Here is an 11,737-nt window from a genome sequence, read left to right as displayed (position 1 = left end):
CGCCGCGCCCGATCAGACGATCCGGTCTGATCGGGCGGCGATACGGACAGGCTGAGCCAGCCTTCCTTCGCCCCCGCAGCTTAAGCAGCGCGATTCATCACAAGGAATCAGAAGCCGCAGGGCCGATCTATGCCACGCCCTGGCGACGAACATCGCCGCCCGTCCGTCCAGCGGAATCCGGCGCCTGGGGTGGCCGCATTCCGCTCCGACGCTTCAGGCCTTTCCGGTCGCGTCCGTCTTGGCTTTCTCGGGCGTCTTTTCCTCTGACGAAACCTTGGTCTCTTTTCCGTCCGTCTTGGCCTCGGCGGCTTTCACGGCAGATTCCAGACCCGGCACCTCAATATCGATTTCCAGCGTCGAACAGTTGTCGCCACGGTCCAGCTTCACCTGCACCTTGTCCTGATCAACGGACACATGGCGGCGAATGACTTCCATGATTTCGCGTTGCAACTGAAGGAGGAGATCCGACTTCCCCTCCCCGACACTTGCGCGTTCATGAGCCAGAAGAATCTGGAGCCTGTCGCGGGCGACCGGAGCGGAACTGCGTTTGCCGAAAAAATTTGCGAGAAAGCTCATGCCGCACCCCGCTTGAACAGCCAGTCGAGAAGTCCCTTCCGCTCGGTCGGGACGGTGATATCGACCTTCTCACCCGACAGACGACGGGCCGCGTCGAAATAAGCCCGCGCGGGACCACTTTCCGGGGCCGCCAGAGTGACGGGGGAACCCAGATTGGAAGCGCGCAGCACGTCCTGACTTTCCGGGATAATGCCGATTAGCGGAATGGAGAGAATCTCCAGAACGTCATCGACGCTCAGCATCTCTCCGCGTGCGGCGCGGGCCGGATCGTAACGCGTGAGAAGCAGATTTTTCTCGACCTTTTCGCCAGCTTTCGCTTTCTCGGTCGTGCTGTCGAGCATCCCGATAATGCGGTCGCTGTCGCGGACCGAAGACACTTCGGGGTTGGTCACGATCACCGCCTTGTCAGCGTGATACATGGCCAGTTGCGCGCCGCGTTCGATACCCGCCGGGCTATCGCAGACGACCCAGTCGAACTTCTCGCGAAGTTCTTCCATCACCTTCGCGACGCCTTCGGACGTCAGCGCGTCCTTGTCGCGCGTCTGGGATGCGGGCAGCAGCGACAGCGTGTCGATGCGCTTGTCCTTGATGAGGGCCTGCGCCAGCTTCGCGTCGCCCTGGATGACGTTGACCAGATCGAAGACGACCCGCCGTTCGGCTCCCATCACCAGATCGAGATTCCGCAGACCGACGTCGAAGTCGACAACCGCAACGGTCTTGCCCGTTTTCGCGAGCGCCGCGCCGAGCGCTGCGGTCGTGGTCGTTTTACCGACGCCGCCTTTCCCGGATGTGACGACGAGAACCTGCGCCATATAGAATTCGCCTTTTTATTTCATGTCGACTCGCACCGTTAAACGAGTCCGATGTGTTTTTTTAATGAACAGGCGTCCGCGCGGGCAACGGTAATCCCCACGAACGGCGAAACTCTTACGGAAGAGGACGCAAAATCAGGCTTTCGCCCTCAAGGAGGGCCTGAGCGGGTTTGCCAACTAGTTCGGGGTCAAACTCGTCCGCCACCGAGTAAAACCCGTCGATCGCCACCAATTCGGCCTGCATCACGCGGGCGAAAACCCGTGCGTCCGGTCGTCCGACGATCCCTGCGATCGCACGACCACGAAGCGCGCCGTAAACATGGATTGAACCGCCAGCCGAAATCTCGGCGCCGGAGGCGACTGATCCAAGAATGACGACGTCGCCCTCCGGCCACACGATCTGCTGCCCGGAGCGAACCGGCTGCTCAATGACAAGCGCGCCAGGAGGAAGCGCCGGAGGCTGCTCTTCCGTCTCGTCGGGCACGTCAACCGCTGCGGAATCCCGCCCGCCGATGAAGCCTTCCGGCCAGTCCCACCCGGCGAATGCGCTCTCGGACCGATCTGCTCCCTCAATGCCGATGACGCGGACGCCCCTCTCCTGCAAGGCAGGAAGAAAAGACGGCAACCCGGGGTCATCCGCGGGAGCAAGGCTCAGGTCGAGGATGATCGGCTTCCCCGCGAAAAACCCTGCGGAACGTTCGATCTGTCTGTCCAGCGCAATCAGCCAGCCGTCGAGCGGCGCCTCGGGCGTCAGGACGAGAGCCAGAAACGAGCGTCCCCCAGCCCTGATCCGCAGGGGCGCGGCGGTGGAGGCGGAAGAAGACGCCGCGTCGGACGATGGAGGGATGGACTGGGAGGCAGTCGGGGCTGTCACTATCTGGTCGTCTTTCCGCTTCAATCGTCGTCGCGCAGCGAACCGCCGCGTCGAACCATCTATTGCGTATAGCCCGAAACAGCCTCCGCCAGACAACCCGTGCGGGTGCGCGTCATCACCCGTAACACGATTGAGGAGCGAAAAACGCCAATCGCAGTGGCGAAGTGAGGCGGGACGGCGTTTCGCGTGCGATACGTCTTGCGTCGCCCGAGCATGCGCGCCACGCACGGGTTACACACTGGCGCGGCTGCCCACGATGCCGTAAATCGTGCGTCATGCGCATCCTTCACCATTTCCCCCTGTCGCCCTACTGCCGCAAGGTGCGGCTGATGCTGGGCGAAAAGAGACTACCTTTCGAGCCGCTCACCGAACGCGTCTGGGAGCAGCGTCGCGAGTTCGCGAACCTCAACCCGGCCGGGGAGGTTCCGGTTCTCGTGGAGGAGAACGGGCTGGTCATTCCGGACTCGAACGTCATTTGCGAGTATCTTGAGGAAGCATATCCGGACCCGTGCCTTCTCGGGCGCACGCTCGCGGAGCGGGTGGAGATACGGCGGCTGGTCGCGTGGTTCGACCAGAAATTTGCGCGCGACGTCACCAACAATCTGCTCGGCGAAAAGGTGTTCAAGCGCCTGAGCGGTCGCGGCAACCCCGACGGAACGGCGCTGCGCGTCGGGTACGCCAACATCAAGCCGCATCTCGACTATATCGGGCAGCTCGCGGAATCACGGAGCTGGCTCGCGGGCGGCGCATTGTCGCTCGCCGACTTCGCGGCGGCGGCCCATGTGTCCTGCCTCGATTTCATCGGCGACATCGACTGGAGCAAGACGCCCGCCGCGCATGACTGGTACGCGCGCATCAAGTCCCGCCCCAGCTTCCGGCCCCTGCTCAACGACCGGGTCTCCGGGATCAATCCCCCTGCCTATTACGCCAATCTCGATTTCTGACCGCGCACAGAAGCAACGCGACCATGAAAGCTGAGGCGTTTGACGCCATAGTGCTCGGCGCCGGGGCGGCCGGCCTCATGACCGCGTTGTCAGCGGCCCAGCGGGGCAAACGCGTCGCCGTCATTGACCACAACGCGCAGGCAGGACGGAAAATCCTGATCTCCGGCGGCGGTCGCTGCAACTTTACAAACCTTCACGTCGCGCCCGATCGTTTTCTTTCCGGCAACAGGCACTTCGCGCGGTCGGCTCTGGCGCGGTTCACGCCAGCCGATTTCATCGCAATGGTCGATCGCCATCGGATCGCGTGGCACGAAAAGACACTTGGCCAGCTATTCTGCGACGGTTCGGCCACCGCCATCCTCTCCATGCTGCTGGACGAGTGTGCGGCGGGGAACGTGGCCATGCGTCTCGGCGAAAGCGTCTCGGACGTCTCGCGCGGCGATCTGTTCCGCGTCACGACCAGCCGTGGAGTGATGGAGGCTCCGGCGCTGGTTCTGGCGACGGGCGGCCCGTCGATCCCCAAGATCGGCGCCAGCGGCTTCGCCTATGACCTCGCCCGCCGCTTTGGCGTCCCTGTCATTGCGCCGCGCCCGGGTCTTGTGCCGCTACGGGTCGGGAACGACGACCTTGGATGGATGAAGGATCTGTCGGGGGTTTCGCTGCCGGTCCGGGCGCGGTTCGGGAAAATGCATTTCGATGAGGCGATGCTGTTCACGCATCGCGGCCTGTCCGGCCCGGCGATTCTGCAAATTTCGTCCTACTTGCGCGAAGGAGAACCGTTCGGCGTCGATCTCCTGCCGGGCCAGGATCCGCTCTCTCTTCTTCAGACCGCCCGAAGGGAACGCCCACGCGCCCACGCGCCCGCCGTACTGGCGAACTGGCTGCCCCGGCGGCTCGCCGAGGCGCTTGCGCCACGCCTGTTGGGCGACAAGCCTGCCGCAGACTGGTCCGATCGTCTGATTCGTCCGGCCGCCGCCGCGATCCATGACTGGATCGTGACCCCGGTGGGAACCGAGGGCTATGCGAAAGCGGAAGTGACGCTCGGCGGCGTCGATACGCGCGCGCTCTCATCCCGGAGCATGGAGTGCAACTCCGTTCCCGGGCTGTATGTCGTCGGGGAAGCCGTGGATGTCACCGGATGGCTGGGCGGATATAATTTTCATTGGGCCTGGGCGAGTGGGCGCGCGGCGGGTCTCGCCATCGCCGAAGAACGAGACGAGCCTAGCGCCTAGCGCCTAGCGGGCTACGCCCGACGCGGCAGCGCAACAGCATGCCGCAAACATGCCATGAACGGCGCTCATAGTTACAAAGCAGCGTTACGAGCTGCATCTTCATTATTGGCCGAACGTTAAGCGGAAAGCGGCGGCGCGAGGTCACGCTCGTATGCCGTCAGAGACGAAAGACGTTATCGAAGCCAGGGAGCTTGCGTTCAGATGATTTCACGTCCGTCCATTCGCCGGATTCGTCCCGTTAAGGCCGCCGCAGTTTTTGCCGCCCTCGCACTGGCGGCATGCACGGGGCAGCCTGGCACGCCGGTGGCGCCCGGTTCATATCCGCCTAACACGCCGCTGGGCGGCACATGCAAGGCAGGTTTCTATACGTGCCAGCTTCCGACCGCGACGCCGCTGGGAGCGCCCTGCAGTTGCCCCGGTCTGGGCGCGGCTTCCTACGGACGCGTCTATCTCAAGTAAGGCTGCATGAGCTGAAGCGTCGGCGGACTGTTGCGCTTTGAAGCTCTGCGCGGACACTGTGCGGCAGGAAAAGGCCCTTCCATTCGCGTTTCGACAAGCGGCTGAAGGCTGGGCCTGTTGACAGCCGACTGCGCATTTCTCGCATCAGACGCGTCTGGGAATTGCTTTTCAGGGAGACGGGCGCTAGGTCCAAGGGATATAGCGCGGCTGCCGTTTCGATTGGTCCGCGATTGAGTGTCACGACCGCACCACTTCCGATGAAAGAAAGACGTTAGCCATGGACGCCAGCCGCGACTCATTGAGTGCGCGCCGAACATCTCATTCGGCCGACGCAAGGGGCAATCTTCAGCGGTGGCTGCCGCTCGTGCGGATCGCGATCTGGTCGGTCGTTTATTTCGCCTTCTACATGGCTCAGCAGATCGCCGAGCTTCTGGCTCCTCTTGCGCTGATCCTTGGCGTCGGCTGGGCCGCCCTGCCCCATGTCGTCGGTGCCGTCTCTTCCAGCGCAGGCAGTGTGGACGCACAGGCGCATGATGTAATGTCGCACATCGCCGACGCCATCCCGCATCAGATCGTGGTCGGAACGCATATCCTGACTCCCTCCGGCCTGATTTTCGATGGCATCGCCCTGATGGCTGTTGCAGCGATCGGCGCCACCCTGTCCGCGATCGCCGCACGCTCCATGTAAAACCGAACTGTCGTGTCGGCGGCCGCGCATCAGACGCCGTGCCGATCAACGCGACGGGACAGGTCTTCCCATTCAGGAACAAGGCTGAGCATAGCGGGAATTCGCCCGAACAAAGGCGGGCGCCTTGTGGCGATTCGCCCTGCGGATCGACCGTTTTCTGGCCGGGCCGGCGCCGCTACAGGCGCACGTTATCTGCGGCCGCTATTCGCCATTTTAATATCCTCATTCATCTATCAACCGGATTTCATTTTATTTTCGGTTTTCGAATGACAATAGTCGCACTTTGCGACCGTCCGTGGCGCCGGTCGGATCGAATGCCAGTGCCGATGACATTTGCGGCGCCATCGCGACGGCAAAAACACGCTCGCTGGATTGAATCGATACCGATACAGAGTCAAAGACCGTAATTTGATCGGCGCGAACAGGAGAGAGACATGTCGTTATGGGCTGAAGGCAAACCGAAGATTGTCGTCGCTCATCCGTTTTTCGACATAAAATCCATCGTGGAAACCTGGGAAGACCCACCTCCCTGCGTGCAGGTCGCCAACAAGACCGAATTGCTCGAACACCTTCCGGATGCGGAAATTCTTGTGACCGTGACGCTGTGGGAGCGACGTTTTCTGGCGCTGGCTCCAAAGCTCAAGCTGCTGCAATCGATCAGTTCCGGCGTGAATCAATACGATCTCGACGATTTCAGAGAACGTGGCGTTGCGCTGTGCAGCGCCCGCGGGGTCAACGCCGCCGCCGTGGCCGAACATGCGATCGGCCTGACGCTCAATCTGTCCCGTCAGCTCGCCGCTGATCGTGACGCGCAACGGGCGCATCAATGGCGACGCCTGTCGGCGGATCGAGCGTTACGACGGCGGGAACTGGACGGAGCCCACGCGGTGATCGTCGGTTTTGGCGCTATCGGTTCGCGTCTCGCCGCCCTGTGTCTGGCCTTCGGCATGCGCGTGACCGTGGTCCGTAAGAACGCCGCAGCGCCAGCGGATCTGGATGTCAGCGTGGAGCCACACGAGCGCTTCGCCGAGGCGGCGAGCAGCGCCGATTATGTGCTGCTGACCTGTCCTGCGACGTCGGAGACCATCGGAATGTTGAACGCAGCAGTGCTGGACAGGATGAAACCGAGCGCCGTTGTGATCAACGTCGCGCGCGGGCAGATCATCGTTGAAGCAGACCTGATCGCCGCTCTCGCTCAGGGAAAAATCGCGGGAGCGGGCCTCGATACGTTCGAGCGCGAACCGCTGCCGGGTGACTCTCCGCTCTGGGACATGCCGAACGTAGTGATTTCTCCGCACGGCGCTGGCGATACGACGGAATACGAGGCGCGCGTCGCGCACCTCCTGCGCGAGAATGCGCGACGCATTGCACTGGGCGAGAATTTGATCAATCAGGTCGCATAGCGCCGTTCGCCGCGATCGCCGAGTGGCGCTTCAGGCGCCCCGGTTCGGCCTGAACCCGGTCGCGACCACATAAAGCTCGCTCGAATCTTTGCGACTGGCGGGGGGTTTCGCATGGCGAACTGTCTCGAACAGCTTCTTCATCGGCTCCAGCATCTGCTTTTCGGAACCACCCTGAAACACCTTCGCGACGAACGAACCGCCATCCGCGAGCACCTCGATCGCAAAATCCAGTGCGCTTTCGGCCAGCCCGATAATCCGCAGATGGTCCGTCGGCGCGTGGCCGGTCGTATTCGGCGCCATGTCCGAGAGCACGACATTCGGCTTCCCGCCCAGCATCTCGATCAGACGAGCTGGCAGGTCCGGATCGGTAAAATCGCCCTCGACGATCTCCGCCCCGGCCACCGGCTCGACAGGGAGAAGATCGACGCCGACGACCCGTGCGGCGCCGCGTTTGACAGCCACCTGCGTCCATCCACCGGGCGCCGCGCCAAGATCGAGCACGCGCTGCCCCGGCTTGATCAGGTGAAAACGATCGTCAAGTTCGATCAACTTGAACGCCGCGCGCGACCGCCATCCCTGTTTCTGTGCGGCCTGCACATACGGGTCATTGAGCTGACGCGCCAGCCAACGTTGCTGGGCCGTTGTCTTGCCTCGGGTTTTCTTGAGCGACACCGATTTCGTGCGCAGACTGGTCGGGGCCGCGCCATCGGCGGCGCCGTCGCGCGCGCCCGGCGCCGCCTTGCGCGCCTGTCCCCGGCCCGGCACGCGCGACGGCGCCGCCTTGCGAACATCGCTTTTTCGGCCGGGGTTGCGGCCGGTGGGCGTTTCGCCATCAGAAGAAGATTTGGACATCAGATCGAAAACAACGTTTCCCTGCCAGAGGTGGCGCTCGCGTCAGCCGACGCGGCGCGGTGGGGGCCGTCCCGGCGCATGTTCGCCTGAGCAGCCCCCTTCATCATGCGTATTAGCATGCCGTCCCGCAGACCGCGATCAGCGACGATGACGCCGCCAGGCCACATCGATTGAACAGCGTCAAAGATGGCGCAACCCGGCATGACATAGGCCGCCCGTTCCGGGCCGATGCATGGATGCGCCCGCATGCCTGAGATCCCCATCCGATGCAGACGAGAAATCGCTTTCTGCGAAGCCTGACGATCGAGGTAATGCCCGTCAACAGCCCACCGCGTATAGCGCGCCAGATCGAGATCGAGGCAGGCCAGCGTCGTCACCGTGCCGCTTGTGCCGACCATTCTCACGTTGCCACGCTGCAACTCGCCGCGAATGCGATGCACCGCCTCAAAATTTTCCAGATATTTCCGCACATATGAAACCATCGCCCGATAGACGCCGGGCCGACGGCGGGAAAATTTTTCGGACAGGGTGATCACTCCGGCAGGAATACTGACGTAGCCGATCACCTCATGTATCCGGCGTTCGGGATCGAGACGGACCCAGGCGATCTCCGTAGAACCCCCGCCGATATCCAGCAACAGGCCGCGATTGGCGGCAGGCGAAGCGGCTGTCTCACCCTGCCCGCCCCTGGCCTGCAACAAAAGGCTCGCGCAGCTTTCGACTGCAAGCTCGGCCTCCTCGCGGCTCGATATAATATCAATCGCGACGCCGGTTTCGTGTCTAATCCTGTCAATGAAAGCGCGGCCATTGGCGGCGCGCCTGCATGCCTCCGTCGCTACGGCGCGAATCAGGACCGGGCGCCGTTTCTCGATGCGCACCGCGCAGGCGCGCACGGCCTCGATCGTGCGCCCCATCGCCTCATCGGTCAGTTCACCCGACTTCTGGAGCCCCTCACCGAGCCGAACCATGCGGCTATAACTGTCGAGCACGCTGAAACCGGCAGCGGTCCGGGCCGCGATCATAAGGCGGCAGTTATTAGTCCCAAGGTCAATGGCGGCGAACAGGCCGTCGGCCGTACGGTCCCCGCGTCGATCCGAACAGTGTCGGTCCCCAACCTGCCCCCACTCTGCGCCGGGCTGCTTCGCGTGAGCCGACCCATCACTCACAGCCGCTTCGTCGCGCCGGTTTGTAGCGTGACGGCCGCCATGCTCGAAGCCCGTCCTTCCCCCCGTCGAATAAATCTGACGGTTGCACCCGGAGGGAAATTCTAAATTTGGCGCCTGGCTACGGAGCCTGGCGTCGGACTGCTCCATCGCCTGGTCCTCTGAACGACGTAATCTAAAATAATATTTCAAGAAACGAAGATGTTCCGCAAGAGAAAATTTCCGCTCTCTTGCAAACGCACGCAGTCGGGGGTTGCGGAATAAAATTTGGGGTGCTACGAGCCTCCTCGTCGAACGGGCAGCCCTGAGCTGCCCTAATGTTTGACCCGCTTGGGGGATAGTTTAGCGGTAGAACTACCGGCTCTGACCCGGTCAGCCCTGGTTCGAATCCAGGTCCCCCAGCCACAAATTTCCTTACTCAGAAATCGTATGACTCCAATCGTAACGATGGCTGTCATACAGTCACCCGTAACGTCGGATGAGCTATGCTTGCCGCCCGCTATGAACCGGGGGGTCCACGTTCATCGGCGCACACGCGGCGGCTATCTATGTTTAAGAGGACACTTAGTCGCAGCGATTTCAGCCCGCGACGCCAGATACATGATGTACAGAAAATTTCGCGATAGCTTCACACGGTGATGACAGTGGAGAACGAGCGCCCCACAGGCGCACGTTACTCCAGACCAGTTCATGAGTTCAAACGAGTCCGAAGTATCCTCAGGGCGACCAATCGTATCGCCATCCGAGCGGTGATCCCGCACGATTATGGCGTCGTCCAGCGGTCAATCTGCCGACCAGCCATGCCTACGTTGCCATCACCGTTCCCCTTCGACGATACGGGCATTCCACGAGCGACAAATTGCGGTATCGCAGCCGAGAGGAGCCGAGCAGCCCCTCAGGGTCCTAATTCTGTATTTTCAACAATCGTCACATCGCTGAACACGCAGCCCCACATATCGAAGCGTGGCAATCGTCGTTTCAAACATCGTTTTTTGTTGGGAAAATACAAAAATATTCATACAGTTCTGAAAAGAGATAAATATATACAGTAAAAAATATATATTTCATTTTGTTGCAATTTTAATGTTTTGGACAGAATACCGTCATCTTTCTGTTCATATAAGTAATTTATTAAATCACAAGATAATGTAAGAATTTTTCTAACATTTAAGTTTGGGAAATCATAAAGATGTTTTGTGTCGGGCGTACTGGCATCCGTCCGCTACCTCTATCCTTGACCCTACTCGCGAGCGCATTGGCAGTCCGGATATTGCTGGCCGTTCTGTATCCAGGAGGCGCAAGAGCGGATGAGATCTTCCAGTATCTGGAACCGGCGCTTCGACGCGCCGGGCACCACGCAGTGACGACCTGGGATTGGCGCGAGGGCATACGTTCCTGGCTTGTTCCTGGCGCCATCTCCAAAATCATAGAGGCCGAAGACGCGTTTGGTTTTGCACAATCTCCGCTGATCGTGCGCATATTATTTTCTATCGCCTCTCTTATGGTCGTGGCTGTATTTTTGCTGCACGGATGGCTTCAGGATCAGAAAAGAGGGCTCTGGCTATGCGGTGTTGCCGCGGCGCTATGGCCCGACATCGCGTGCGCCGGTTTCCGAACGCTTGGAGAGACGCTCGGCGGAAACTTTCTCGCCACTGGCGTCATACTCGCCAACATAACAGCCGTTTTTTACAAAGACGCATCCGCTCGAAGAGTGTTCATCTTGCTGGCGTCGTCATCCATGCTGCTTGGAGCAGCAACTGCAGTGCGATTTCAATTCGGTCCTGCAGCGTTATTCGCAATTGGCCTTACTACATGGCAACTCGGGCTACGGCGTAGCTTCCTTCCTCTTGTGGTGGGGTTTCTTCCTCCGATCGCGCTGCTCGGCCTGGTGGATGGACTGACTCTCTCCTACCCTTTTCAATCCATTTTCCATAACTACTACGTCAACAGCGTCATGGGAGTAGCCGACACTTTTGGATGCAGAAGTCCATTTTTTTATCTTTACAAAATAACGACTTACTGGGGAGCGGCCACCGTTCCCGTGTTTTTTCTCGCCTCAAGAACGCCAGCGGAGGCGCGCTCGCCACTTCTTTCCGCGATATTCCTCATTCTTTACCACTCAGCTATTCCTCACAAAGAAGCGTCATTCATATATCCGGCGACGCCATTGCTTATACTCTGCGCCGCCGCGTCTTTGACGCGTATGCTTCGCGTCGAGGGACGCATTGTCCTACGGCGAGCAATCGCTGCGGAAATTTTCACATGCGTCTCCGTTTTTATTTCCACGTTTGCGCCACACATGAAAGAAAAAAGCGACCCGATAAAATTGCAGATGCTAGCCAACAAGAAGAAAGACATGTGTGGACTTGCCATATTCAACACCGACAAGACATGGGGCACTTTTGGCGGATACAGCTATATGCGCTCGGGAAAGGCTCTTTATCTTTTTACCACACCCGCAGAAGTATCTCTCAATGCCGGTCGCTACGATTATCTTTTAGGAAAGAAAACGGTTTCTATATTCGAGAACGGATTCAAGATCGTTTCATGTCACGATCAATTTTGCCTCTACAGAACCGGAGCATCTTGCGACGATACTCCGGATTATGATCAGTTTTCAAAAAAACTGAGATCGCTCGAATCACCCCATATATAGCGAATTGAAATTTTTTCTCTTCTTCCACGAAGGTGATTGCAACACAAAGGTTTTTCGTCAATGACCGCTGCATAATCT

11 protein-coding genes and 1 tRNA gene are annotated in these 11,737 nt (G+C 60.0%); 7 read left to right on the top strand and 5 right to left on the bottom strand.

Features of this window, described 5'->3' with window-relative positions; all coding sequences use genetic code 11:
- Nucleotides 1–213: 213 nt before the first annotated feature.
- The 3 genes from minE to minC form a co-directional block, all read right to left on the bottom strand.
- On the bottom strand, nt 214–576 hold the full coding sequence (minE, locus tag J2D73_RS05910; protein WP_207880256.1) for a cell division topological specificity factor MinE: 363 nt from the start codon (nt 574–576) through the stop codon (nt 214–216).
- Nucleotides 573–1,388, bottom strand: a complete 816-nt coding sequence (gene minD, locus J2D73_RS05905) for a septum site-determining protein MinD (protein WP_207880254.1) — start codon at nt 1,386–1,388, stop codon at nt 573–575. The genes minE and minD overlap by 4 nt, the downstream gene beginning before the upstream one ends.
- 115 nt (nt 1,389–1,503) lie before the next feature.
- Nucleotides 1,504–2,235 (bottom strand): septum site-determining protein MinC, encoded by a 732-nt coding sequence (gene minC, locus J2D73_RS05900; protein WP_207880440.1) that lies wholly within the window; start codon nt 2,233–2,235, stop codon nt 1,504–1,506.
- Nucleotides 2,236–2,537: 302 nt separating this feature from the next.
- Between minC and fzlA the strand changes: the two genes are divergently transcribed.
- The 5 genes from fzlA to J2D73_RS05875 all read left to right on the top strand — a co-directional run bounded on the left by fzlA (nt 2,538) and on the right by J2D73_RS05875 (nt 6,988).
- Nucleotides 2,538–3,206, top strand: coding sequence for an FtsZ-binding protein FzlA (gene fzlA / locus J2D73_RS05895; protein WP_026399268.1), 669 nt, complete (start codon nt 2,538–2,540; stop codon nt 3,204–3,206).
- Between the two features lie 23 nt (nt 3,207–3,229).
- The gene (locus J2D73_RS05890) at nt 3,230–4,438 is read left to right on the top strand and encodes a BaiN/RdsA family NAD(P)/FAD-dependent oxidoreductase (RefSeq protein WP_207880252.1); all 1,209 of its coding nucleotides are present in this window, start codon (nt 3,230–3,232) and stop codon (nt 4,436–4,438) included.
- A gap of 201 nt (nt 4,439–4,639) precedes the next feature.
- A complete protein-coding gene (locus J2D73_RS05885) occupies nt 4,640–4,897 on the top strand; it encodes a hypothetical protein (RefSeq protein WP_243429690.1) in 258 nt (85 codons plus the stop codon).
- 277 nt (nt 4,898–5,174) lie between these two features.
- Nucleotides 5,175–5,585: a hypothetical protein gene (locus tag J2D73_RS05880; protein ID WP_243429689.1), complete on the top strand. Its 411-nt coding sequence runs from the start codon at nt 5,175–5,177 to the stop codon at nt 5,583–5,585.
- Between the two features lie 434 nt (nt 5,586–6,019).
- On the top strand, nt 6,020–6,988 hold the full coding sequence (locus J2D73_RS05875) for a D-2-hydroxyacid dehydrogenase (protein ID WP_207880250.1): 969 nt from the start codon (nt 6,020–6,022) through the stop codon (nt 6,986–6,988).
- Between the two features lie 30 nt (nt 6,989–7,018).
- On the opposite strand, the gene J2D73_RS05870 is transcribed toward J2D73_RS05875, so the two are convergent.
- Nucleotides 7,019–7,840, bottom strand: coding sequence for an RlmE family RNA methyltransferase (locus tag J2D73_RS05870; protein ID WP_207880248.1), 822 nt, complete (start codon nt 7,838–7,840; stop codon nt 7,019–7,021).
- The gene (locus tag J2D73_RS05865) at nt 7,840–9,153 is read right to left on the bottom strand and encodes a Ppx/GppA phosphatase family protein (protein WP_243429688.1); all 1,314 of its coding nucleotides are present in this window, start codon (nt 9,151–9,153) and stop codon (nt 7,840–7,842) included. The genes J2D73_RS05870 and J2D73_RS05865 overlap by 1 nt, the downstream gene beginning before the upstream one ends.
- Nucleotides 9,154–9,334: 181 nt before the next feature.
- Here J2D73_RS05865 and J2D73_RS05860 point away from each other — a divergent pair.
- Nucleotides 9,335–9,408: transfer RNA gene (locus J2D73_RS05860), tRNA-Gln, on the top strand.
- A gap of 784 nt (nt 9,409–10,192) precedes the next feature.
- On the top strand, nt 10,193–11,659 hold the full coding sequence (locus J2D73_RS05855) for a glycosyltransferase family protein (RefSeq protein WP_279380896.1): 1,467 nt from the start codon (nt 10,193–10,195) through the stop codon (nt 11,657–11,659).
- Nucleotides 11,660–11,737 lie beyond the last annotated feature (78 nt).

Origin of the sequence: Acetobacter sacchari, from assembly GCF_017377715.1 — a bacterium.
In the GTDB taxonomy this organism is placed as follows: Bacteria; Pseudomonadota; Alphaproteobacteria; order Acetobacterales; family Acetobacteraceae; genus Acetobacter; species Acetobacter sacchari.
Note: the sequence above shows the minus strand (reverse complement) of the source record. Positions and strands in the feature narration are given on the sequence as shown.